The sequence below is a fragment of the Cycloclasticus sp. P1 genome (assembly GCF_000299965.1).
Classification (GTDB): domain Bacteria; phylum Pseudomonadota; class Gammaproteobacteria; order Methylococcales; family Cycloclasticaceae; genus Cycloclasticus; species Cycloclasticus pugetii.
In genome coordinates this window covers 266,532-292,598 of the sequence record NC_018697.1, presented here as the reverse complement: position 1 = coordinate 292,598, position 26,067 = coordinate 266,532, and the positions used below count along the sequence as shown (strand labels likewise).

Here is a 26,067-nt window from a genome sequence, read left to right as displayed (position 1 = left end):
TTATGGTGAAACCACGTCATTTTATTACCCTGAACGATTTAAGCGCCGACGAGTTACGCTCAATCATCCAGCGCGCTATCGAATTAAAAAAAATGCGTGTTGATGGCATTATTCATGAGCCCTTAAAGAATAAAGTTCTCGCGATGATTTTTGAAAAATCATCAACCCGCACTCGCATCTCATTTGAAACCGGCATGACGCAGTTCGGTGGTAGCGCATTATTTTTGTCCCCTCGCGACACGCAACTAGGACGAGGCGAACCCATTGCAGATTCTGCGCGTGTAATTTCCCGCATGGTAGACGGTATCATGTTACGTACCAACAACCACGAAACCGTGACTACATTTGCAAGCAACTCCAAAGTGCCTGTGATCAATGGCTTAACCGATCGTTTCCACCCTTGTCAGTTATTGGCCGATTTACAAACCTGGTTTGAATTACGTGGCGATATCAAAGGGAAACGTGTGTGCTGGGTTGGTGATGGAAACAATATGTGCCAATCATATATGAATGCGGCAAAATTACTCGACTTCCAACTCACTATTGCCTGCCCGGTCGGTTACGAACCAGAGCAAGCCTTACTTTCCGCCACGGCTAGTCATGTAGAACTTTTTCAAGATGCTAAACTAGCCGCCCGTGACGCTGACCTTGTTGTCACCGATGTTTGGGCCAGCATGGGGCAAGAAGAAGAGCAAAAAGTACGCGAGCAAGCCTTCAAAGAGTATCAAGTTAATTCAGCACTGATGTCTGTTGCCAAGCCTGATGCTTTATTTATGCATTGTTTACCTGCTCACCGTGGCGAAGAGGTTAGCCCAGAAGTGCTTGACGGAAAACAAAGTGTTGTTTGGGACGAAGCTGAAAATCGCTTGCATGCTCAAAAAGCACTACTAGAATTTTTAATGGAATAATGAATCCAATCCTTACTTATAAAGGTCGTTTTGTGAAAAAAATACTATTGATCCTCACTCTTTTAACAAGTACTGCCATCATGGCGCAACCCGCTTATGTCTCAGATGAGCTCGAAATCATGGTTCGCTCTGGCAAAAGCTCTAAGCACCGTATTATCGCCACACTAAAAAGCGGCAAAATGGTCAACGTGATCGAGACTGACCGACCATCCGGTTATTCAAAAATCAAACTAGGTAACTCGCGCGAAGGCTGGGTTTTATCACGGTTATTAAACAAAACCCCTTCAGCCAAATCTCGTTTAGCCAAGGCTGAAGCCGAGCTGGCAGCGCTTAAAACCAAGTTCAGCGATGCCAGCCAACAATTGACTCAGCTGAGCTCAGAAAAAGGCAGCCTAGATACCGAAACATCTGAGTTAAAAGAAATCAACACTGCATTATCACGTGAATTAGCACAATTAAAGGAAACCTCCAGTAATGCCGTGCAAATTCTTGAAGAACGTAACCAGCTTCAACAACGCGTCGTAACGATTGAACGCGAACTAGAAAGCCTGAAAAGAGAAAATGATATGCTGATAAATAGTGACGCGTTAGATTGGTTCCTAGTCGGCTCCGGCGTCTTACTACTTGGTATTATCCTTGGTTTTATACTTCCAAAAGTTAGTTGGCGTAAAAAATCATCTTGGCAATCTTCATTCTAATTAACCCAACTTATACGAGCACAATATGTCAGACAAAAAGAACGATAGCAGAAAATTTTCCTCCCAAGTAGTGGATGGTATGGAACGCGCACCGAGTCGTGCAATGCTTCATGCGGTTGGCTTTAATGATGAAGATTTCAAAAAACCACAAGTCGGCGTCGCCTCCACATGGGCAATGGTGACCCCGTGTAATATGCACATTAATGGCCTAGCCGATGACGCAGCCAAAGGCGTTAATGCAGCCGGTGGTAAAGGGGTTATTTTTAACACCATCACCATTTCTGATGGTATTTCAATGGGCACCGAAGGCATGAAGTACTCGCTGACGTCTCGTGAAGTGATCGCCGATTCGATTGAAACTGTAGTTGGCTGTCAAGGTTTTGATGGTGTTGTTGCTATTGGTGGTTGTGATAAAAACATGCCCGGTTGCATGATTGCATTAGCGCGTCTAAATCGCCCAGCTATTTTTGTTTACGGCGGTACTATTTTATCGGGCTGCCATAAACAACGTAAATTAGATGTCATCTCAGTTTTTGAGGCCGTAGGCGCTCGTGCAAATAACCTGATTGATGACGACGAATTGCACGCCATCGAATCAAAAGCGATTCCTGGTGCTGGCTCATGCGGAGGCATGTACACCGCAAACACCATGGCCTCTGCTATTGAAGCGATGGGCATGAGCTTGCCGAACAGTTCTGCTCAAGCAGCTATTTCAACGGACAAGAAAAAAGATTGTGAAGATGCCGGTAAAGCTGTTTTAAAATTACTAGAGCTCGACATCAAGCCTCGCGATATCATGACCCGTAAAGCCTTTGAAAACGCTATTACCGTTGTGATTGCCCTAGGCGGATCAACCAATGCTGTTCTTCACCTATTAGCAATGGCACATAGCGCCAACGTTGACCTTAAATTAAACGACTTTACCGAAATCGGTAAACGCGTGCCAATGGTCGCCGACTTAAAACCCAGTGGAAAATATTCCATGGGTGAACTAATTGAAATTGGTGGCATTCAACCATTAATGAAAATACTCTTAGATGCTGGTTTATTGCATGGTGATTGTTTAACCGTTACAGGTAAAACGCTAGCTGAAAACTTAGCTGATGTTGCGCCTTACCCAGATGATCAAGATGTTATTCATTCGCTAGACAATGCCATCAAGAAAGACAGTCACCTCGTTGTCCTTCACGGTAACCTTGCCTCCGAAGGCGCTGTCGCTAAAATTACCGGCAAAGAAGGTCTTGGTTTTACAGGAACCGCTCGCGTCTTCGACTCTGAAGAAGATTCGATGGCCAGCATCCTTAGTGGATCCATCAAGGAAGGTGATGTTTTGGTTATTCGCTACGAAGGGCCTAAAGGCGGCCCTGGCATGAGAGAAATGTTAGCGCCAACATCAGCCATTATGGGCAGAGGACTGGGCGATAAAGTTGCCTTTATCACTGATGGCCGTTTTTCTGGTGGAACACATGGTTTTGTGGTGGGCCATATCACTCCCGAGGCGTTTCAAGGTGGGGCTATCGCTATTGTTGAAGATGGCGACACGATTACGATTGATAGCGTAAAAAATGAGTTACGTCTGCACCTAGACGATGAAGTCATTCAACAACGTCTTGCAAATTGGAAACAACCTAAACCGCGTTACACACGTGGCGTTCTTTCCAAATATGCAAAATTGGTCAGTTCAGCTTCAGAAGGCGCTGTGACTGATAAAACCAGCTAATTAGGATGATCCCACTCCTTTTTGGCTTGTACTCATAAGCCTTGATCACACCACTTAATATGCTTGACATGATGCGTGCCTTAATTGGCACGCCATCAGTCAGCAGCACTAATCAGTCGCTCGACCAGAGCAACCTTCCAGTTATTCACTTACTGGCCGATTGGTTAGAAAATCTTGGCTTCACTGTCTCAGTTGAACCGCTTTCAAACCACCCCGGAAAAGCCAATCTCATCGCCACCATCGGCCCTAACCACAAAGGTGCAGATGGCTTGGTCCTTTCCGGGCATACCGATACAGTGCCTTATGATGAACATCACTGGCAACAAGACCCCTTTAAACTTACCGAAAAAAACAACCATTTTTATGGCTTAGGCAGTACTGACATGAAGTCTTTTTTCGCGCTGGCCATCGATGTTGCTTCGCGCTTTAATCCTAAGGATTTCAAACGACCACTGACAATACTGGCCACTGCAGACGAAGAAAGTGCAATGACTGGGGCTCAAGCACTCACCAAAAAACAGTTCCATCATGCTAAGTATGCCATTATTGGCGAACCCACTGGGTTAACACCCATTCGCATGCATAAAGGTGTGATGATGGAGTCACTTGTTGTTACCGGGCAAGCTGGCCATTCTAGCAACCCTAATTTAGGCGCTAGCGCCACCGAAGGGATGCATAAAGTCATCAACGAGTTATTAAAATGGCGTGATGACTTACAACGCAAACACCAAAACCCAAGTTTTGCTATAACCTCACCAACGATGAATATCGGATCTATACATGGTGGCGACAACCCCAACAGAATTTGCTCGCACTGCGAAACTCAAATAGATATCAGACCACTACCTGGCATGGATATCGACACGTTAAGGGCCGACCTGCAAAAACGTCTCAACAACATACTTTCTATCGACAGTAAACTGACGATAGCTCATCGCCCTATTTTTGCTGGCGTACCGGCCTTTGAAACAGCCGCTAATGCAAAACTGACTCAAATGGTCGAGTCTCTGACTGGCAAAAAAGCCGAAGCAGTTGCCTTTGGCACAGAAGCACCTTTTCTTAATAGGCTCGGCCTTGAGACCCTCGTCGTCGGACCGGGGAACATTGACCAGGCTCACCAAGCCAATGAATACATTCCTGCGGATCAAATAACGCCTTATTGCAACTTTATGCAAAAAATAATCTCTAATATTTGCATAAAATAGGCTTTTAATTGCAAAAAATTAATATTTTTTGCAATTAATGCAATAAAAATATAATATTCCCGCATGGAAGATGATGCAAATTTTATTATTCGGCAGTTTGGAGGCGTAAAGCAGCTAGCTAAGGCCATTAATAAAGACCCCGCCACTATTTACCGTTGGACCTACCCAAAAAGCAAGCATGGTACCGATGGGCGAGTGCCCTCTTCTGCCATGAAGAGCATTATCGACGCAGCCAACGAACTGAATATATCCCTCGAGCAAGGTAAACATAATCCCCTCCCTCGGTTTGGCAAAGGTGAGCCGATAGCCCCTCATCAATTTATTAATTGGTTTAGGAATACGGCCCCTTATATTCATGCCCATCGGGAGAAAACATTTGTCATAAACTTTAGCGGTGATGCTATCGATGACACATTATTCTCAACATTAATGGAGGATATTGCGTTACTTCATAGCTTAGGTATTCGTCTTATCCTAGTTCACGGTATCCGCACCCAGCTAGAGAAGAAACTACATGAACACCAGCACCCTAGCCGTGTTTTTCAACACCTTAGAGTCACAGATAAGCTAACCCTTGAATTAGCAAAAGAGGCCGCAGGAACAACACATACTAATATTGAAGCTAAGCTATCAACTCGTCTAGCCAATCTCGCCTCTTCTGGCTCGACCATTAATATTGCTTCTGGGAATTTTATCGTTGCAAAACCACTCGGTATTATTAATGGGGTTGACTACCAGTTTACAGGGGCTGTGCGCCGCGTTAATAACGAAACCATTTCTAAAACGCTGGATGCAGGCCAAATTGTTCTTATTTCACCCTTGGCGTATTCACCCGCCGGTGAGGTCTTTAATTTACGTAGTGAAGAAATAGCAACCGAAATAGCGACCGAAATAAAAGCTGATAAACTCATCATAATGACCGAGCGAGCGGAGATTCTCACCAAGAAAAACAAACTCATTCGCCAATTAACTACCGAGCAAGCACAAGCCCTATTAACGTCCTCTGACAATCAACAAGACGATGCTTACTTGCACTTGCAAGAAGCCATTCGCGCCAGCCAGTTAGGTGTAAAGCGAATTCACCTAATTGACCGAAATATTAATGGTGGGCTGCAATTAGAACTGTTTACTCGGCAAGGCTCAGGCACACTGATCAGCATTCAGCCCTTTGAAGACGCACGCCCCGCTACCATTAATGACCTCCATGGCATTATCGAACTTATTCGGCCCTTAGAAGAAAAAGGCCTTCTTGCCTACCGCCCTAGTGAAGCCATTGAAATGGATATTAATAAATTTCATGTGATTGAACAAGATGGCTTAATAACAACTTGCGCAGCCCTGTACGAATACCCCGATGAGCTGATGGGCGAGTTAGCTTGCGTAGCTGTTCACCCCGATTACCGCACTGGGGAACGGGGCGAATATTTATTGAGCATGATAGAGAATAAAGCTCGCAGCCATGGGTTAACCCACTTGTTTGTTCTCACAACACAAAGCAGCCATTGGTTCGCAGAAAAAGGGTTTTCTCCCGCCACCCTGAATGATTTACCAGCTGAGAAACGCCTCCGTTACAACCAAACTCGCCGCTCAATGGTGATGATTAAAAAAATCGCTTAAGGATCTATTCTTTCTCAGCGCAATTTTAAAATCAGCGGCTATACTTAGAGAAACTTTAAATTGTTCCAAAAGATTCTTGAAAAAAGCTAACGTTTTCTCACCTGCTCATTGCGAACCTTCGAGCATAAAAGTTCTCCAACTGACTGATATGCACCTGATGGCGTCTGTTGATGATCAATTGGTAGGAGTTAACACTGAAGAGAGCTTTCTGTCCATTTTAAGCCTAGCACAACAACAAAGCTGGCCACCCGACCTTATTTTTCTCACTGGCGACCTAAGCCAAGACGGCTCCATTCAGTCTTACCAACGCCTGATTGAGCATTTAAAAAAGCTCGGCATCCCGTGTTACGTGCTTCCTGGTAATCATGACACTTCCAGCACCTTAACCAGCCTGTTTTCAACACCACCCGTGATGTACCAGCCTTTTTTACATCATAAACAATGGCTCTTTGCATTTCTCAACTCTGAAACACCCGGTGAAGAAGGCGGGACTCTAGACGAGCAGGAGGTAGCCAACCTCCAGCAAGAAATCGATGCTCATCCCGCTAAGCATGTGCTCATCTGTTTGCATCATCAATTAAAGCCTGTCGGCAGCCAATGGCTAGATAGTATGTGCGTTGCAAACCCAGCGTCTCTTCTTTATTTAATCGAGAACAACCCAAGCGTGCAAGGCATTATTCATGGGCACGTCCACCAATCGTTCAGCAGTACCATTGCGGGTAGTCCCGTCTACTCAACACCATCGACCTGCTTCCAATTTAAGCCTTTTAGCCAAGAGTTTGCTATAGACAATATAGCACCTGGTTATCGTTGGCTGAGCTTAACAACCAGTGGCGGGATACACACGGATGTTATCAGACTAGCAACCACCCCCAATAACCTCGATCAAAACTCTGCTGGGTATTAGTTATTTTTTAAAAATATTAGGCGTAATCCCCGGGAATAAAAAAGACCACATTTCGGTTAATGCACTTAAATACACATTACGCTTGAAATACACAACATCGAAAGCCGGCTCCCAATAATCAGCCCAGCGCCAGCTATCAAATTCTGGTGTCTCCGTTTTATCAAATGTAATATGTTTTTCTTCACCCACCAGCCTTAACATAAACCAAATCTGCTTTTGACCTCTACACACTGGTGAACGATCCCTACGAACATAACGTTTAGGTAAGTCGTAATAAACCCACTCTCTTGTTTTTCCAACAACTTCAACATGCTCGGGTTTTAAACCAATCTCCTCATACAACTCACGATACATCGCCTCTTCATGAGTTTCACCCTCATTCATGCCGCCTTGAGGAAATTGCCAACCACTTTGATTCGCACGCCGTGCCCAAAACAATTTATTGTGTTGGCTACATAAAATGATGCCAACATTATGTCGGTAGCCATCGTCATCAATCATGATTCATTTGTTAAACTAAAATTTAATATTGATTATTATAGCCACGTTTAGACACAGTGCGACCATCCATAACAAAATGATTGGGAATCACCAATATTTATGTCAGACTTACAGTTAAATCACATTAATGGGGGCTAGCGCCTCTAGCAACATTGATGTACCCCTCATAACCTACTTGTAAACATAATACGCCCATGAGCCTTGCCATCTTTGACCTCGACAATACCTTAATTAGTGACGACAGTGACCACCTTTGGGGCGAGTTTCTTGTTGAGAAAAAACTCGTCGATGGCGATGATTACGCAAAAGCAAACACCCAGTTCTACAACGATTACTGTCAAGGTAAGCTGGATATCGATGAGTACCTGAGTTTTGCATTATCATTTCTTGCCGATCACCCCGTTGAAAAGCTGCATCAGTGGCGCGAGCAGTTTATTGATGAAAAAATTCGCCCTTTGATACTAACCGCAGCGCAGGACCTAGTTGAAGAACACCGTAATAAAGGCGATACCTTAATGGTAATTACCGCCACCAATCGTTTTGTTACCGAACCTATTGTGAAGCTTTTCGGCATCCCAACAGTATTGGCAACAGAGCCCGAGTTCGTTGATGGTCGATATACTGGAGAATATGTTGACACTCCTTGCTATCAAGATGGGAAAGTATCCCGGTTAACACAATGGCTTGCTGATAATCAGGCCGACCTCAGTAATAGCACTTTTTACAGCGATTCACATAATGACATTCCCCTATTGGAAAAAGTCACCCACCCCGTGGCTGTTGACCCAGATGAACAACTGAAGCATCACGCCATTAAAAACGATTGGCCAATTATTACCTTGCGATAACCCATGGGTGATAAGACACGTTGCCCTTGGGCCCAAAAACCACTCGATATTCTGTATCACGATCAAGAATGGGGCGTACCCTTAACAGACGAACACAAATTATTTGAATACCTGATTCTTGAAGGCGCTCAAGCAGGCCTTAGTTGGTCAACAGTGCTACAACGACGTGAAGCTTACCGTGAGCTGTATGATCATTTTGACCCAGCTATCGTCGCGAAGTATAGCGACAAAAAAGTAAATCACCTACTACAAGACGAACGACTCATACGTAATAAACTTAAAATAAAAGCCAGTGTCAAAAATGCTATTGCTTTTATAAAGACACAAAAAGAGTTTGGTAGCTTTTCTAATTACTTATGGCAGTATGTAAACCATCAGCCACTTATCAACCAATGGGAGCGACCCGAACAAGTGCCGAACGAAACAGACATGTCCAGTCGACTAAGTCGTGATTTAAAAAAAAGGGGCTTTAGTTTTGTTGGCCCAACTATTTGTTACTCGCTCATGCAGGCTACTGGCCTTGTTAATGATCACCTAACTACCTGTTTTCGACATTCAGAGTTAAAATAGACCATGGATTACCTTCCGCTTTTTCATAAACTTGATAAACAAAACTGTCTACTAGTTGGCGGGGGCTCAGTGGCTACTCGAAAAGCTCGCCTGTTATTAGAGGCTCGCGCCAATGTCACTGTTATTGCTCCAACGCTATCAGACGAATTATCTCAGTTGGCTACTGATCAGCAAATACACCATATTAACCGAGCTTTTAAACCAACTGACACCCTCGACTTTCATCTAGTTATCTGCGCCGTCAATGACGAACAAACAAATGCTCAAGTCTCCTCTGAAGCATGGGCAAACAACATTCCCGTTAACGTTGTAGATCAACCTCAATTATGTAGCTTCATTTTTCCTGCCATTGTTGACCGCTCTCCGATGACCATCGCCATCTCAAGTGGCGGTGTTGCGCCTGTCTTGTCTCGCTTAATGCGTGCAAAGCTTGAAACGCTGCTCCCACAATCTTTAGGGAAATTAGCAAGCCTTGCTGCCGAATGCCGTCAGGCTGTGAAAGATCATTTCTCCAACATCAAGCAACGACGCATTTTCTGGGAAACTATTTTCAATGGCCCTGTCGCCGAACTCAGTTACCAAGGGCAGCATGAAGAGGCTAAAAAAGGCTTGCTGCAGGCTCTACATAAAGCACCTGATGTCGCTACCAACGGCAAGGTTTATCTTGTAGGCGGAGGCCCAGGCGACCCTGAATTATTGACATTAAAGGCGTTAAGGTTACTTCAATTGGCAGATATCATTATCTACGACCGTCTTGTATCTAACGAAGTCCTAAACTTATCCCGTCGCGATGCTGAGCGTATATACGTCGGTAAACAACGCAGCAAACATAGTGTGCCGCAAGAAGGCATAAACGCCTTATTAATAAAAATGGCCAAAGAAGGCAACCGTGTTGTACGACTAAAGGGTGGCGACCCGTTTATGTTCGGTCGCGGTGGTGAAGAAATTGAAACGCTTATCGATGAAGGCATCGCTTTTGAAGTGGTTCCCGGTATCACAGCTGCATCTGGGTGCGCCAGTTACTCAGGCATCCCACTCACTCATCGAGATCACGCGCAATCATGCATGTTTGTCACGGGGCATTTAAAAGACAATACGGTCAATTTAGACTGGGACCAACTGGCCAAACCCAACCAAACTATTGTGATTTATATGGGGCTAATTGGACTTCGGCAAATTAGTGAAAAACTTATTGAACGACAATTATCAGGCAGCACCCCTGTCGCCCTCATTCAAAAAGGCACAACAGCAGATCACCGCGTCATCATTTCTGATTTATTACATATCGCCGATAAAGTGGACCAGCTTAAACCAAAACCACCTACTTTAATTATTATTGGCTCCGTTGTTTCCTTACACAATAAATTGAACTGGGTTCACTAACACTATGCCTTTTATTCAACTTGAACACCTTAACGTCCATTACGAGCACCAATCAAACGGCGATATACCCATTATCCTGCTACATGGCAATTTTGGCAGTTGGCATTATTGGCAACCTTTTTTACAACAGTTGCCTAATGGCTTCCAAGGGTACGCACCCGATTTCAGGGGTTGTGGTGACAGTGAAGTCACTAGCAGTGGCTACGATATAGAAACGCTCAGCGAAGACATTCTGCAGTTTGCCGACCAACTAAAGCTAGATAAATTTCACCTTGTTGGTCATTCATTAGGCGGTGCTGTCGCCCAACAGTTAGCAGGCACTAATGCTGATCGAATTATTACCTTAACCTTGGTTGCTCCTGCCCCTGCTGAAGGCATGGCATCATTAAAAAATATTTCCAACCAGGGCTCTTTTTTTTCACCCGAACATATCTTTCACTTCCTAGGCACTATTGGTTTAAAACGAAAGCTGTTAATGACCAGCTTTAAAAAAGCCATGCCGAGGCTCAACTACAATAAATTCTATCTCAACCTGATCGTTGAAGATGCTCTTAAAATGGATATAAAAGCATTTAATGGTTTTTTGTCCACGTTAAAAAAATGGAATGGCACACATTTACTAAAGCACTTTAAATTCCCTGTTTTAATTATGCATGGTGACTTAGATAGCGTTATCCCCCTACAACCACTAAAAAATATGCAACAGCATATTGATAATTGCCGATTTCATACCTTTCATGGCGTTGGTCATAGCCCACAATTAGAACAACCAAAGGCTTTTAATAAGGTACTAACAGCCTTTATGGAAGGTCACAAGATTGAGCCGATAACGGAGGAGTCCTTCAAAAAACCACTCAGCTTGTTCGCTCAATTAAAATTAAAACTAAAACGTATTTTCAAATAACCCGACGCCCCTTATTAAGATGAGTCCTTTTTTAAAAAACATTTATCTTATTAGCCTTATTTTTTTACTCCAAGCGTGTCAATATCAGACCGATGTCGAGCAACAATGGGTGCATGATAAAGCGGGCTTACTCAATGCAAGCCTATCTAAAGACGGTTCACTAGCCCTTGTCTCTATAACAAATGGTGTAGCACAACTCATTGAAGTAGCTACCAACACCGTACTACACCGCTGGCAACACACCGATAACAATAAAGGCATTATCGCCACTGCAATATCTGCTAATAATAAGTTTGCTATTACCGCTGAGAGTAACTCCCTTGCTTTATGGGAGGTCAAAAGTGGCAAAATTATTGGCTATTGGGACTTTCCTAATATTACAGATATCGCTATTTCAAGCAATGGTCAACATGCTCTTATCGGTATGGAATCGAACAAAGCCTATTACTTCGATCTTTATTATGGAAAAATCATTTACAGCTTCAAGCACAATGGTTTTGTTAATACTGTCGCTCTATCACACAACGGACGTTACGCTATTACAGGAGCTAATGATCAATACGCAAAGCTCTGGGACCTTAAAGCTGGAGAATTGACCCAACAATGGCGCCAAAACTTTAAAATATTTAATGTCGCTTTATCTGATGATGGTCGTTATGCGATGAGTAATGCATCCCTAGGAAAAACCAAACTATGGGATACTGAAACTGGCGATAAACTAAGCCAGCTTCCTATGAGGTATATGACTGTTTCCGCTAGCCAGTTCTCAGCCGACTCCCAGCACCTACTTACAGGTAGGCCCAATCAACGAATTGACTTATGGGATGTTAAAACAGGCAGCCTGCTTAACACATGGATGCCAAAAAAAGACGTTATATGGGGCAATGAGGCCGCCGCTATTATTGCCTTGGCTTTCTCATCTGATGGACAATATATATATAGCGAAACGTCCAGCGGCATCGCACAAAAATGGAAAATAACGAATAAATAATTTTTCTGTCGACCATACAGCTCGCTGTTCTTTATTAGCCAAGCAATCCCAACCCTAACCGGAAAAAATAATAAAAATATCAGCGACTCCCGCCAGAATAAACTCATTTGGTGTATCTGCTAGTACTAATCTTGCCCAGTCTGTCAAAGACAAGCTCATAGAAAAGCACATAAACCTAACTTCGTTGGCATAGAGCTCATTGGCAGTAACGCCACTTTTGAGTTTTAAGATTACGCCTAGCCTTACTAATTGGTTTATTTTTTACAAAAAAAAACGGGGCAAAAGCCCCGTTTTTTCATTTATTAAGTAACTATTTCTTTTCGCTCATCTCCACACGACGATTCTTAGCACGCCCTTCAGAGGTAGCATTATCTGCAACAGGCTTGCTTTCACCATATCCGATTGTTGAGAGCATGTTTTCATCACAACCATGTGTAATCATAAAAGCACGAACTGATGCTGCACGCCTTTCAGATAAACCCTGGTTATACGCATCTGTACCTTGTGAGTCAGTATGACCAGCTATCAACAAGTTTACATCCGCATAATGCTTACGATGAGCCATTGCTATGGGTAGTAAAATAGCTTTCGCAGAATCAGTCAACTCAGCCGAGGCCGTATGAAAGTTAACGCCTTCCAAAACTAAAGCATCCACACAACCTAATGCATTTACTTTCGCACCAGGTGCAGAGTTGGGGCACTTATCTTTATAGTCAGCAACCCCATCATTATCACTATCTGTGCTACAACCTTTACTATCAACAGCTGCCCCTGCTGGCGTACCCACGCATTCATCACGACTGTCAACGACGCCATCAGCGTCTGTGTCAGGCTCGGCATCTGGTACGGCTTCAGCCTCGTCCCCACAAATTAAACTACCTAAGGAACCACCCACTACGGCCCCAATGCCTACCTCTGTCGCACCTTCAACAAATGCGCCAGCCGCACCGCCTAATAATGCTCCGCCTATGGCACAATTCTGCCAACTTTCTGTTTCAACAGTTGCACAGCCACTGACTAACACTACTGATGCAAATAATGCTGTCAGTTTTTTGTAAATTCTCATTATTCTCTCCATTTAATTTTACAATTAATTTATCCCTAGACGTTGATTCTAACCTAAACGAAGCAAAGATCAACATCCCAACTCTGCACTCTACTCTATGACTTATTCTTATGCACAAAAAACGGGGCAAAAGCCCCGTTTTTATCACAACCTTAAAGTTGTTTTACTTTACTGTTAACTCAACTCGGCGGTTAAGTGCACGCCCTTCTTTTGTTGCATTATCAGCAAATGGTTTTTCTTCCCCATAACCTGCTGCTGTTAATTTACTTTCATCGCAACCTTCAGCAATCAAAAACGCACGAACTGCTTCAGCACGACGTTGAGACAAGCTTAAGTTATATTCTGCTGGTCCTTTAGAATCAGTATGACCACCAATTAGCAAAGCCACATGTGAATGATATGCTTTATAGTTATCAGCAACTTGCACTAAAACCTGCTTTGCTTCGTCCGTCAACACGGCTGAATCAAAATGGAAGTTAACACCTTTAAGCACTAGAGGTATAGCGCAACCAAGCTCATTAACTACAGCACCTGGAGCTGAATCTGGACATTCATCTTTATAATCAGGAACACCATCACCATCACTATCTAATGCACAACCTTTGCTGTCTACTTTTGCACCCGCTGGCGTATTAGGGCATTGGTCCAAGCTATCCACAACACCATCACCATCAGTGTCTTTTTCTGGAGCCGGAGCCGCGACTTCTTCTTCTGCCATTAATGCACAAATAGTCCCACCAATGACAGCACCACCAATCGCACTAACGATTAAATCAGACCTATCATGATCATCACCTAAACCGCCTGCTGCGCCACCAATTGCAGCACCTGCCATAGCACAATTTTGCCACTTGTCAGTCTTAACTGAGGCACAGCCCGATACAAATAATGCGACGACCAAAACAGCCGCTAAGTTTTTGAATATCTTCATTTCTTACTCCATATTAGTAAATACTTCACAGTCATTGTAGCCCATTTTCCAGATACCGCACAAAAAAACGAGCATAGAACTGCGTTAAATCAGCTTTTGTTTACTTACCTTACACCGCCGACAACGGTATAAAGTCACCAATTTACCTTGTTTAACATCAAATTGCTGGTCTTTATCGATCGCCCATGCATGATGGCCATTTCGACATAGCGTCCCCCCTTTATGCTTTTCAGACAGCGTTTTCTTCTTAAATGGTATTATTTTAGCCATGGTTGTAATTTATTGGCCGCTCGAGGTTATTTTCATACCAACCTTACTTGAGCATCCAAAGACTAAAGGGCTCTCTGGTATTGATCATTACTCCAAACATGGTAGCGAATTAGTGCTTTATCTCGTTTGCCTGTTCTCTTAATGTGAATTTCTGAATTTTCCCAGTCGATGTTTTTGGCAAGCCACCAAATACAACATATTTCGGCGCTTTATAGTGCGCCAAGTTTTTCCTACAAAACGATATGATTTCTTTTTCTGTGGCGTTTTCACCTTCTTTCAAGGTCACAAAAGCACATGGCTTCTCACCCCATACATCATCATATTTAGCAACAACAGCTGCCTCTAAAATAGCTGGATGACGGTACAAAACAGATTCAACTTCTAATGTGGATATGTTTTCACCACCTGAAATGATGATGTCTTTTGATCGGTCTTTGATGTCTATATAGCCATCTTCATGCCACACAGCTAAATCCCCCGAGTGAAACCAACCGCCTTTAAATGCTTCGTCAGATGCTGACGGGTTTTTTAAATATCCCTTCATCACATTATTCCCACGCATAAATACCTCGCCCATACTCACGCCATCTTTAGGCATCGGTTCGAGTGTTTCTGGATCCGCCACCATTAAATCTTCCAGCATTGCGCTCCTAACCCCTTGTCGAGCTCGAAGCGCTGCTTGTTCATCAGACGGCAACTCATCCCATTCATCATGCCAAGCACATACTGTACAAGGGCCATAAGTTTCAGTTAATCCATAAACATGTGTCACACTAAAACTCATTTCTTCCATTTTCTGAATAACCGCTGCCGGCGGCGCTGCGCCAGCCGTCATAACTTTCACTTCGTGCTCAATGCCTTGTTGATGCTTCTCTGGCGTATTGATCAGCATGGTGAGAACCGTCGGTGCACCACAAAAATGATCTATTTTTTCAGACTTAATAAGCTTAAAAATCGTTTTCGGTAACACACTACGCAAACAAACATTTGTGCCCGCAGAAGCAGCAAGACTCCAAGGGAAACACCAGCCATTACAATGAAACATTGGAAGCGTCCAAAGATAAATAGGGTGATTGCCCATATCCCAGGTCACTATATTATTAAGTGCGTTTAGGTAAGCCCCGCGATGATGATAAACAACTCCCTTTGGATTACCCGTGGTTCCAGAGGTATAGTTCAATGTAATCGACTGCCACTCATCTTCTGGCAAACTCCATTGAAATGTCTCATTACCTTCAGCAACGAGCATTTCATATTCAACCTCGCCAATGGCCTGCCTCGAGCCAAATGTTGCATCTTCCACATCAATTACTAGCGGGGATACCTCGGCTTCCTTTACTGCCGTCGCCATAACATCAGCAAACTCAGCATCAATAAAGACCGCTTTGCTTTCAGCATGGTCCAACTGAAAAGCAACTGATTTAACATCTAAACGTGTATTAATTGAGTGTAATACTGCGCCCAACATTGGCACAGCAAAGTGTAATTCAAACATCGCTGGAATATTTGGCAACATCGTTGAAACGGTATCTCCTTTTTTTACCCCTCTGCTCGCAAGCGCCGAGGCTAACTTAACGCAACGAAGATACGTCTCAGCCCAAGTTATTTTCTGCTCACCATGGATACATGCTATTTTATTTGGATAAACATCTGCCGCCCTCTTTAAAAAAGTAAGTGGCGAAAGTGAGACATAATTGGCTGGATTTTTATCCAACGACATATCAAAAAGATTCATACAAGAAACCTGTTTTTTTTATTTATAAATAATAACCTGTGAACTGTCTTCGAAAAAACAAAGCCCGTGAAGACAGCTGGGCCTTATCTTTTTAATTTAAATCGTTTAAAGCTAAACGATCAACTCTTCACTTGGCTCCATAACACAGCGGCTTCCCGACATAACCACAGGAGCCAAACCATGAACACGCGGCAAAAGCTTTGTTGCAAAGAAATTAGCTGTCGCTAACTTGCCTTGGTAGAACACGCCTTCTTTTCCACTGGCAACCTTAGCGGCTCGTAGCCAATAATACCCTAATGAAACTAAGCCAAACATCTGTAGATAATCTACCGCCGCTGCCGCGGAATCATTTAGATCCTCTTCTTTCGATTTAATCAACCAAGCCGTCACTTCTTCTAGGGCACTTAGGGCAGATGTTAATGGCTGCGTAACAAATGCCATCTCAGCACTCGCCGAGGCGAGCTCGCTTTTTACCTCAGCAAAAAAATCAATCGGTAACTGACCATCATTCATTGAAAGCTTGCGGCCAACCAAGTCCATCGCTTGAATTCCATTCGTCCCTTCATAAATACAGAATATCTTACTGTCACGCATATTCTGCTCCATACCATGTTCTTTGATATAACCATGACCACCATACACTTGCACACCTAGGCCTGACACTTCCACACCCACGTCAGTAATAAACGCCTTACACACCGGCGTCATCAAATCTACCCGAGCCTTTGAAGCATTTCGTACTGCCTCATCAGGGTGGTTTTCGGATAAATCAACATGTTTAGCGGTGTCGTACGCCATCATTCTGCAGCCTTCTGTTAATGCTTTCATGGTGAACAACATACGGCGCACATCCGGGTGAACAATAATAGTATCACTATCAAATGAAGACTCGGCCTTACGGGTCAGTGGACGCCCTTGTTTACGTTCTTTTGCATACGTTATCGCATTTTGTGTTGCACGCTCAGCAACGCCAAGCCCCTGCAAACCGACCATTAAGCGAGCTGCATTCATCATCACAAACATATTTTGAATGCCTTTATTGAGCTCACCCACTAAATAACCTTTTGCATCAGTAAAATTCATTACACAAGTGCTGGAGCCATGAATACCCATTTTCTCTTCAATATTGGCGCACTCTGCTGCGTTCCGTTCACCTAATGAGCCATCCTCATTAATCAAAAATTTAGGCACAACAAACATACTGATACCACGAATACCTTCCGGTGCACCGGGTGTTCTTGCTAATACCAAGTGAATAATATTGTCGGTTAGATCATGCTCGCCTGCTGTAATAAAAATTTTATTACCTTCAATCAAATAACTGCCATCTTCTTGTGGCACAGCTTTTGTTCGCACTTGTCCAAGGTCACTACCAGCACCGGGCTCTGTCAGACACATTGTGCCACTCCAATCACCGAGGCTTAAATGGCTCATATAGGTTTCTTTTTGCGCTTGTGTTCCGTGCGCTTTTAATGCCTCATACGCCCCATTGCTTAGGCCTGGGTACAAAGAAAATGCAGCGTTCGCTCCTGATAGCATATCGGTAACCGCTGTCGCTAGAACATAAGGTAGCCCTTGGCCATCGAACTCAATGTCTTTATCTAGCCCAATCCAGCCACTTTCTGCATAAGATGCATAGGCTTCTTTAAATCCCTCAGGGGTGGTTACCTCACCGTTGTTTAACGAAGCACCCTCGGCATCACCAGACTCGTTTAGAACGCCAATAGTATTATCAATTTGCTTAGCGGCCTCATCAAGTACACCCGTAATGATGTCTTCCGTTGCATCTTCAAACTTTTCAATCTCGGTTAAAGAACCAACATTGATAATTTCATTTAAAACAAACTCCATATCTTGCACTGGGGATTTATACGTTGCCACGCTCGCTCCTTTATTTTTCATTAAAATTATAGATTCAGTATATCAAACTTTATACTCCCTCTAAGCATGGGGAAATAAAGCCTCGCCTTTTTACATAAACTCACTATATTTACTGTTACAAAACATACCCCCCCCTGCCGTAACGTCTTAACCCAACAGTTCAAACCACTGTGTAACATCAGTATTTTCTCGGCACTAGCCTCATATAAAAAGTTTGCTTACACGCTCCAATACAGTAGTCTTTAGTTTGAAATATCAGCCCCTTACTTAACTAAAAACAAACCCAACAGGCAAACACATGGAAAAACCAACCTATAAATCGTTAGGGCATGGCATTAGTTGCATCGACACGCAATATATTCGGCCTGGTTTAGCCAGTTGCTACCTCATTGAGCAAAACAATCATGCTGCGTTTATTGATACTGGCACCAATTTCACAACCCCTCTATTACTAGAACTTCTTAAAATCAAAAACATTCCTGTTGATAATGTTGACTTCATTATCCCCACACATGTTCACCTAGATCATGCAGGTGGTGCCGGCAGCCTCATGCAACAATGCCCTAATGCTCAACTTATTATTCACCCACGAGGCGCTCGACACATGATCGACCCAAGCAGGCTCCAAGCAAGCGCTTCGTCTGTATATGGTGAGGCAGAATTCAAAAAACAATACGGCAATTTGGTCCCAATCGATCAACAACGCGTCACAGAAGCTAATGATGGGCTTAGGTTAAACTTTCAAAATAGGCTACTTGAATTTATTGATACACCAGGCCACGCAAAGCACCACGTGTGTATTATCGACAAAACCAGCAACGGCATGTTTACTGGAGATACCTTTGGTGTCGCCTATCCAAAACTGACTGTTAGCGGTCAACCGTTTATATTCCCGCCATCTTCACCGGTAGATTTTGACCCTGCTGACTGGCTAGAATCTATTGATAAACTTATGAACACCCAGTGTGATCGTGCCTACCTTACGCACTTTTGCATGGTAGATAATTTAAACCCACTCGCAGAATCACTTCGTCAACGCATAAAAATATTTGCCGACCTTGCCTTGCAGACAACATCTGACAAGGACTTGGGTGATAAAATAAAAAACTATTTTGTGGAAGAAATTCGTGCGACAGGCTGCCAAATCAGCCAAGAAAACCTGTTTAAAATTCTAATGTTAGATATAAGTCTAATCATCCAAGGCTTAAGGGTTTGGGTTGAAAAAAACACCTCAAAATAGTATTATGACCGGCTGTTCAAACTATAAAACGTAACAAATGAAAAATAGTCACTAGCATTCACTTCTTGGAGAAAAAGATGGGGCAGTATTTAGATCAATATAGGCAATCCCTTGAACAGCCCGAAGCTTTTTGGGCAACCGCTGCGAAGACGATTGATTGGGACCAAAAATGGGATCGCGTACTGGATGACTCAAAAGCCCCTTATTATCGATGGTTTGCCGGCGCCAAGTTAAACACCTGCTACAACGCTCTCGATCGCCATGTCTCAAATGGTCTTGCAAAACAAGCCGCACTAATTTACGACAGCCCCCTTACAAACACTAAAAAAACTTACAGTTACCAAGAGCTTCTTGATGAAGTATCAAGGTTAGCCGGCGTTTTAACCAACCTTGGTGTCACAAAAGGAGACCGAGTGCTGATCTACATGCCGATGATTCCAGAAGGCGTGATGTCAATGCTAGCCTGCGCTAGGATCGGCGCAGTTCACTCCGTTGTGTTTGGCGGCTTTGCCGCAAACGAGCTCGCCACGCGTATTAACGACGCAAAACCCAGCGTTATTTTATCAACATCTTGTGGCATTGAAGGCAGTCGCATTATTGAATATAAGCCGTTGCTCGATGAAGCGATTAACGTATCCGAGCACAAGCCTGCTAACACGGTTATTTTACAACGCCCGCAAGCAACTGCCTCTATGAAAGAAGGCCGAGATATTGATTGGGCCAGCGCTATTAATAGTGCATCACCTGTCGATTGTGTTTCGCTAGAAGCAACTGACCCACTTTATATTCTTTACACCTCTGGCACCACTGGCCAGCCGAAAGGTGTCGTTCGCGACAATGGAGGCCACGCAGTCGCCATGATGTGGACCATGGAGCACCTTTATAACATCAAACCCGGCGAAGTCTTCTGGGCAGCCTCAGATATTGGTTGGGTAGTTGGTCATTCTTATATTTGTTATGGGCCTTTATTAAATGGCTCTACCACGGTTATGTTTGAAGGCAAACCCATCGGCACGCCTGACCCGGGGGCTTTTTGGCGTGTTATTTCTGAATACAAAGTAGCGTCATTATTTACCGCCCCTACTGCATTACGGGCTATTAGAAAAGAAGACCCTCAGTGCGATTACCTTAAAAAGTACGATATCTCATGTATGCGGGCTTTATTTCTTGCTGGCGAACGTTGCGACCCAGATACACTAACGTGGGCAGAAAATAAAATTCACGTCCCTGTTATTGACCACTGGTGGCAAACAGAAACAGGCTGGGCTATTGCTGCAAATTGTTTAGGCCTTGAAGCATTTCCCGTTAAAGCAGGATCACCAACCAAACCCGTCCCCGGCTATGATGTCCAGTTCTTAGATGAATCGGGGCAAGCTGTTGCAAACGCTGAAATGGGCGCCATTGCCATTAAACTACCACTACCGCCAGGCACCTTTCCAACACTATGGCAAAATGAAGAGCGATTCTTTAGCTCATATTTGGAAACCTTCCCGGGCTATTACGAAACAGGCGATGCTGGCTATCAAGATGAAGAGGGTTATGTCTACATCATGGGCCGTACCGATGATGTCATAAACGTAGCAGGGCATCGTTTATCAACCGGCGCAATGGAAGAAGTCCTTGCATCGCACCCAGACGTGGCTGAATGCGCCGTCATTGGTGTCGCTGATAACATCAAAGGACAATCGCCAATGGGTTTTGCTGTTTTACAATCAGGTGCCAACCGTAACGAAGAAGAGGTTAAAGAAGAGCTAATTGCCTTAATTCGTGAAAAAATTGGTCCTGTCGCAGCATTTAAAATGGCTACAATCGTTAAACGATTACCAAAAACACGCTCTGGTAAAATATTACGCGGCACTATGCGAAGCATGGCCGATGGCCAAGAACATAAGGTACCAGCCACCATTGACGACCCCGCATCTTTAGGCGAAATTGCCGACAACCTTAAAACGCTTGGTTATCCAAAAAGCGTTTAAATAACACTTAGTTAAGGAGATTTATTTTAGATGACCATTCAATCAGCAGGCCGACGCTTCCGTGAAGCCATGGCACAGGAAAAACCATTACAAATAATGGGCACCATCAATGCTTATGCCGCTTTATTGGCCGAAAAAACAGGCTATAAAGCTATTTATCTTTCAGGTGGCGGTGTTGCCAACACATCATTTGGACTTCCAGACCTTGGTGTTACCACCTTAAATGACGTTCTAACAGATGCCAGCCGAATTACGGCAGCAACCGACGTCCCTTTATTGGTTGATATCGACACAGGCTGGGGCAGCGCGTTTAGCATTGCACGTACTATCAAAGAATTTGAACGTGCCGGTGTTGCTGCGGTTCATATTGAAGACCAGGTGGCTGCAAAACGTTGCGGACATCGCCCAAACAAAGAACTTGTCACCAAAGAAGAAATGGTTGATCGCGTTAAAGCCGCTGCTGACGCAAAAACAGACCCTGACTTTGTCTTAATGGCACGTACAGATGCCTATAACAGCGAAGGCCAACAAGCTGCTATCGACCGTGCATGTGCCTACGTTGAAGCTGGCGCGGACATGATTTTTGCAGAAGCTGTTTACGAACTAGACGATTACCGTGCCTTTACTGCGGCAGTAGACGTACCTGTTTTAGCAAATATTACAGAGTTCGGCAAAACACCCTACTTCACTACCACAGAACTTGGCGAAGCTGGTGCGAGCATGGTGCTCTACCCATTGTCAGCATTTCGTGCAATGAGTAATGCAGCATTGAACGTCTACGAAACCATTCGCAAAGAAGGTACTCAAGTTAATGTTATCGATACCATGCAAACACGTATGGAACTATACGATGTATTGGGCTACCACGAATATGAACAAAAATTAGATGCTCTATTTTCAAAGGAGAAAAAATAATGGCTGAAAAGAAAGTAGGCGGAGCTGGGCTTCGCGGACAATCAGCAGGCGAAACCGCCTTATGTACCGTTGGTAAATCCGGCACAGGTTTAACTTATCGCGGTTATGACATGACCGAACTTGCGGAAAACGCAAAATTTGAAGAGGTAGCCTATTTATTAGCTTACAACAAACTACCAAACCAAGCAGAGCTAGATCAGTACATTGCTAAAATTAAGTCTCTACGAGGCTTACCAGACGCATTAAAAACGGTTCTGGAAAATATTCCTGCAGATGCTCATCCAATGGATGTAATTCGCACAGGTTGCTCTATGCTGGGAAACCTTGAAGAAGAGAAAGATTTCTCTGAACAAACAGATAAAATCGATCGTATGGTTGCTGTCTTCCCATCCATCATTTGCTACTGGTACAAATTCAGTCATGAAGGTGTTCGCATTGAAACAGCAACCGATGATGATTCTGTTGGCGGACACTTTTTACACATGTTACGTGGCGAAAAACCAAACGACGTACATACTGCTGTTATGAGCGCCTCTCTTATTCTTTACGCAGAGCATGAGTTCAACGCCTCTACATTTGCTGCACGTGTTTGTGCTTCTACATTATCAGACATCCACTCATGCGTGACCGGCGCAATTGGCACATTACGTGGCCCATTACACGGCGGCGCTAATGAAGCTGCAATGGAGATGATTCAAGATTGGAAATCACCTGATGAAGCTGAAGAAAAAATGATGGAAATGCTAAAACGCAAAGAAAAGATCATGGGCTTTGGACACGCTGTCTATACGGTCAGTGATCCGCGTAACGCTGTCATTAAAAAATGGTCTGAAAAGTTAGCAGCTGATGTTGGCGACACAACACTTTACCCAGTGTCTGTACGCTGTGAAGAAGTCATGTGGCGTGAAAAGAAATTATTCTGTAATGCTGATTTCTTCCATGCTTCTGCTTATCATTTCATGGGCATCCCAACCAAGTTATTTACCCCGATCTTTGTTATGTCTCGGGTCACTGGTTGGACGGCGCATATTATGGAACAACGCTCAAACAACCGCATTATTAGACCGAATGCGGACTACGTAGGCCCAGACCCACGTCCAGTACCACCGATAGAAGATCGCGACTAAACACAGCGTGATAACATATAAGCCAGCCTGCATTTCACGGCTGGCTTTTTTATCTAAATATATATGAGTAAAAAAATGAATACAGATTACCGCAAAAAACTACCAGGCACTGACTTAGACTATTACGACACACGTGCCGCTGTTGACGCAATAGAACCAGGCGCTTATGCAAAGCTACCGTACACCTCTCGCGTACACGCAGAAAACTTAGTTCGACGCTGTGATCCAGCTTCATTAACTGACTCTCTCAAACAATTAATAGAACGCAAACAAGACCTAGACTTTCCATGGTACCCAGCACGTGTTGTATGTCATGACATTCTTGGTCAAACAGCACTTGTCGACCTAGCTGGCTTACGTGATGCTATTGCAGAAAAAGGTGGCGACCCGTCTAAAGTAAACCCAGTTGTCCCTACACAATTGATCGTGGATCACTCGCTGGCCGTAGAACATGCTGGTTTTGAAAAAGACGCTTTTGAAAAGAACCGTGAAATTGAAGACCGTCGTAATGATGATCGCTTTCACTTCATTAATTGGACTAAAAAAGCCTTTAAAAACGTAGATGTGATTCAGCCTGGTAATGGCATCATGCATCAAATCAACTTAGAAAAAATGTCTCCGGTTATACATGCTCGTGACGGCGTTGCATTCCCTGATACACTCGTCGGAACAGATAGCCATACACCACATGTTGATGCCTTAGGAGTTATTGCAATTGGCGTTGGTGGCCTAGAAGCAGAAACAGTCATGTTGGGTCGCCCGTCATACATGCGCTTACCTAATATCATTGGTGTTGAACTCACTGGCAAACGACAACCTGGTATTACAGCCACTGATATCGTACTGGCTATTACCGAATTCCTGCGTAATGCTAAAGTTGTCTCTTCCTACCTTGAGTTCTTTGGCGAAGGCGCTGCCGACCTAACACTCGGTGACCGTGCCACCATTTCAAATATGACACCTGAATTTGGTGCGTCCGCAGGCTTATTTTTTATTGATGAGCAAACCATCGAATATCTAAAACTAACCGGCAGAGATGCCGAACAAGTTAAATTGGTAGAAAACTACGCCAAAGAAACAGGCCTATGGGCCGATGACCTTAAAACAGCTGAATACGAACGCGTATTAACATTCGACTTATCAACCGTCGTACGTAATATTGCTGGCCCATCAAACCCTCACCGCCGTGTACCAACATCAGAATTAGCTAAACGTGGTATTTCAGGCACCGTAGAAAACGAAGAAGGCTTAATGCCCGACGGTGCAGTTATCATTGCCGCCATCACTAGCTGTACTAACACTAGTAATCCACGTAATGTTATTGCTGCCGGTCTTGTTGCTAAGAAAGCTAACGAACTAGGCCTAACCCGCAAACCGTGGGTAAAATCATCCTTCGCACCAGGTTCAAAAGTAGCACAGCTTTACTTAGAAGAAGCAAACCTATTACCTGAACTCGAAGAAATGGGTTTTGGTATCGTCGGCTTTGCTTGCACAACCTGTAATGGTATGAGCGGCGCACTGGACCCCGTTATTCAAAAAGAAGTGGTTGAGCGAGACCTATATACCACTGCTGTATTATCTGGCAACCGCAACTTCGATGGACGAATTCACCCATATGCAAAACAAGCTTTCTTGGCGTCACCACCATTAGTTGTTGCTTATGCGATTGCAGGTACTATTCGTTTTGATATTGAAAAAGACATCCTAGGTAATGATCAAGAAGGCAATCCAGTCACCTTAAAAGATATCTGGCCTAGCGATGAAGAGATTGACGAAATTGTTAAGCAGTATGTTAAGCCCGAACAATTCCGCGAAATTTACATCCCGATGTTCCCTGAATCAGATATTCAACAAGAACAAGTCAGCCCCCTATATGATTGGCGTCCACAAACAACGTATATTCGTCGCCCTCCTTATTGGGAAGGTGCTTTAGCAGGTGAACGTACGCTTAAAAATTTACGTCCACTAGCTGTACTAGGTGATAACATCACAACCGATCACTTGTCACCCTCTAATGCGATTATGTTAGATAGCGCTGCTGGCGCATACCTGCATAAAATGGGCCTACCTGAAGTTGATTTCAATTCATATGCAACACACCGTGGTGACCATTTAACGGCCCAGCGTGCGACATTTGCAAACCCAAAACTATTAAATGAAATGGTTAAAGAAAACGGCGAAGTCAAACAAGGTTCGCTAGCTAGAATTGAGCCAGAAGGAACCATCAGCCGCATGTGGGAAGCAATCGAAACATACATGGACCGTAAACAACCACTTATTATTATAGCGGGCGCCGATTACGGCCAAGGATCATCTCGTGACTGGGCGGCAAAAGGCGTAAGGCTTGCTGGTGTTGAAGTAATCGTAGCCGAAGGCTTTGAACGTATTCACCGTACTAACTTAGTTGGCATGGGTGTATTACCAGTTGAATTTAAAGCCGGTGAAAATCGTCATACTTACAACATAGACGGTACAGAAACATATACGGTAACAGGCGATATAACACCACGTGCCACCCTTACATTGACAATTACACGTAAAAACGGCGAGACCATTGATGTCCCCGTAACATGTCGCCTAGACACCGCAGATGAAGTTCTCGTCTATGAAGCCGGCGGTGTATTACAACGCTTTGCCCAAGACTTCTTAGAGTCATCATCAGCTGCTTAATACA

General features: G+C 43.9%; 22 protein-coding genes. 16 read left to right on the top strand and 6 right to left on the bottom strand.

The genetic code is table 11. The features are described 5' to 3' along the window. The first annotated feature begins 2 nt into the window (after window positions 1–2). The 6 genes from argF (at window position 3) to Q91_RS01410 (ending at window position 7,055) form a co-directional block, all read left to right on the top strand. Window positions 3–908, top strand: a complete 906-nt coding sequence (gene argF / locus Q91_RS01435) for an ornithine carbamoyltransferase (RefSeq protein WP_015005094.1) — start codon at window positions 3–5, stop codon at window positions 906–908. Window positions 909–940: 32 nt separating this feature from the next. Further along, entirely contained in the window at window positions 941–1,606 is a 666-nt protein-coding gene (locus Q91_RS01430) for a TIGR04211 family SH3 domain-containing protein (RefSeq protein ID WP_238538345.1), read from the top strand. Between the two features lie 25 nt (window positions 1,607–1,631). Further along, window positions 1,632–3,326, top strand: a complete 1,695-nt coding sequence (gene ilvD, locus Q91_RS01425) for a dihydroxy-acid dehydratase (RefSeq protein ID WP_015005092.1) — start codon at window positions 1,632–1,634, stop codon at window positions 3,324–3,326. 59 nt (window positions 3,327–3,385) lie between these two features. Then, window positions 3,386–4,531, top strand: coding sequence for an acetylornithine deacetylase (gene argE, locus Q91_RS01420; RefSeq protein WP_041230472.1), 1,146 nt, complete (start codon window positions 3,386–3,388; stop codon window positions 4,529–4,531). Between the two features lie 63 nt (window positions 4,532–4,594). Continuing rightward, window positions 4,595–6,148, top strand: coding sequence for an amino-acid N-acetyltransferase (argA, locus tag Q91_RS01415; protein ID WP_015005090.1), 1,554 nt, complete (start codon window positions 4,595–4,597; stop codon window positions 6,146–6,148). Between the two features lie 148 nt (window positions 6,149–6,296). Beyond that, window positions 6,297–7,055 (top strand): metallophosphoesterase, encoded by a 759-nt coding sequence (locus Q91_RS01410; protein WP_015005089.1) that lies wholly within the window; start codon window positions 6,297–6,299, stop codon window positions 7,053–7,055. Here the strand turns inward: Q91_RS01410 and Q91_RS01405 are convergent, their stop codons facing one another. Further along, window positions 7,056–7,556 carry an RNA pyrophosphohydrolase gene (locus Q91_RS01405; protein WP_015005088.1) on the bottom strand — a complete coding sequence of 167 codons (501 nt, stop codon included), beginning with the start codon at window positions 7,554–7,556 and terminating at the stop codon, window positions 7,056–7,058. It abuts the gene before it with no gap. 194 nt (window positions 7,557–7,750) lie between these two features. Between Q91_RS01405 and Q91_RS01400 the strand changes: the two genes are divergently transcribed. The 5 genes from Q91_RS01400 to Q91_RS01380 are packed head-to-tail and all read left to right on the top strand — an operon-like array spanning window position 7,751 to window position 12,252. Further along, window positions 7,751–8,404, top strand: coding sequence for an HAD family phosphatase (locus tag Q91_RS01400; RefSeq protein ID WP_015005087.1), 654 nt, complete (start codon window positions 7,751–7,753; stop codon window positions 8,402–8,404). Window positions 8,405–8,407: 3 nt separating this feature from the next. After that, window positions 8,408–8,974 carry a DNA-3-methyladenine glycosylase I gene (locus tag Q91_RS01395; RefSeq protein ID WP_015005086.1) on the top strand — a complete coding sequence of 189 codons (567 nt, stop codon included), beginning with the start codon at window positions 8,408–8,410 and terminating at the stop codon, window positions 8,972–8,974. A 3-nt stretch (window positions 8,975–8,977) separates the two neighbouring features. Then, on the top strand, window positions 8,978–10,357 hold the full coding sequence (cysG, locus tag Q91_RS01390) for a siroheme synthase CysG (protein WP_015005085.1): 1,380 nt from the start codon (window positions 8,978–8,980) through the stop codon (window positions 10,355–10,357). 4 nt (window positions 10,358–10,361) lie between these two features. Beyond that, window positions 10,362–11,261, top strand: a complete 900-nt coding sequence (locus tag Q91_RS01385) for an alpha/beta fold hydrolase (protein ID WP_015005084.1) — start codon at window positions 10,362–10,364, stop codon at window positions 11,259–11,261. Window positions 11,262–11,280: 19 nt separating this feature from the next. Beyond that, the gene (locus Q91_RS01380; RefSeq protein ID WP_015005083.1) at window positions 11,281–12,252 is read left to right on the top strand and encodes a WD40 repeat domain-containing protein; all 972 of its coding nucleotides are present in this window, start codon (window positions 11,281–11,283) and stop codon (window positions 12,250–12,252) included. A 310-nt stretch (window positions 12,253–12,562) separates the two neighbouring features. Here Q91_RS01380 and Q91_RS01375 read toward each other — a convergent pair whose 3' ends face one another. The 5 genes from Q91_RS01375 to Q91_RS01355 form a co-directional block, all read right to left on the bottom strand. Then, window positions 12,563–13,318, bottom strand: coding sequence for an OmpA family protein (locus Q91_RS01375; RefSeq protein ID WP_015005082.1), 756 nt, complete (start codon window positions 13,316–13,318; stop codon window positions 12,563–12,565). Between the two features lie 163 nt (window positions 13,319–13,481). After that, window positions 13,482–14,249, bottom strand: coding sequence for an OmpA family protein (locus Q91_RS01370; protein WP_015005081.1), 768 nt, complete (start codon window positions 14,247–14,249; stop codon window positions 13,482–13,484). 84 nt (window positions 14,250–14,333) lie between these two features. Beyond that, on the bottom strand, window positions 14,334–14,519 hold the full coding sequence (locus Q91_RS01365) for a hypothetical protein (protein ID WP_015005080.1): 186 nt from the start codon (window positions 14,517–14,519) through the stop codon (window positions 14,334–14,336). A gap of 109 nt (window positions 14,520–14,628) precedes the next feature. Continuing rightward, entirely contained in the window at window positions 14,629–16,254 is a 1,626-nt protein-coding gene (locus Q91_RS01360) for an acyl-CoA synthetase (RefSeq protein WP_015005079.1), read from the bottom strand. Between the two features lie 111 nt (window positions 16,255–16,365). Continuing rightward, window positions 16,366–18,135 carry an acyl-CoA dehydrogenase C-terminal domain-containing protein gene (locus Q91_RS01355; protein WP_015005078.1) on the bottom strand — a complete coding sequence of 590 codons (1,770 nt, stop codon included), beginning with the start codon at window positions 18,133–18,135 and terminating at the stop codon, window positions 16,366–16,368. 298 nt (window positions 18,136–18,433) lie between these two features. Here Q91_RS01355 and Q91_RS01350 point away from each other — a divergent pair, with 298 nt between their 5' ends. The 5 genes from Q91_RS01350 to acnD all read left to right on the top strand — a co-directional run bounded on the left by Q91_RS01350 (window position 18,434) and on the right by acnD (window position 26,063). Continuing rightward, window positions 18,434–19,375: an MBL fold metallo-hydrolase gene (locus Q91_RS01350; protein ID WP_015005077.1), complete on the top strand. Its 942-nt coding sequence runs from the start codon at window positions 18,434–18,436 to the stop codon at window positions 19,373–19,375. A 77-nt stretch (window positions 19,376–19,452) separates the two neighbouring features. After that, a complete protein-coding gene (locus Q91_RS01345) occupies window positions 19,453–21,351 on the top strand; it encodes a propionyl-CoA synthetase (protein ID WP_015005076.1) in 1,899 nt (632 codons plus the stop codon). Between the two features lie 30 nt (window positions 21,352–21,381). Then, on the top strand, window positions 21,382–22,266 hold the full coding sequence (prpB, locus tag Q91_RS01340) for a methylisocitrate lyase (RefSeq protein WP_015005075.1): 885 nt from the start codon (window positions 21,382–21,384) through the stop codon (window positions 22,264–22,266). Beyond that, window positions 22,266–23,393 (top strand): 2-methylcitrate synthase, encoded by a 1,128-nt coding sequence (gene prpC, locus Q91_RS01335; RefSeq protein WP_015005074.1) that lies wholly within the window; start codon window positions 22,266–22,268, stop codon window positions 23,391–23,393. The genes prpB and prpC overlap by 1 nt, the downstream gene beginning before the upstream one ends. 75 nt (window positions 23,394–23,468) lie before the next feature. Continuing rightward, window positions 23,469–26,063, top strand: coding sequence for a Fe/S-dependent 2-methylisocitrate dehydratase AcnD (acnD, locus tag Q91_RS01330; protein WP_190274371.1), 2,595 nt, complete (start codon window positions 23,469–23,471; stop codon window positions 26,061–26,063). Window positions 26,064–26,067: the final 4 nt, after the last annotated feature.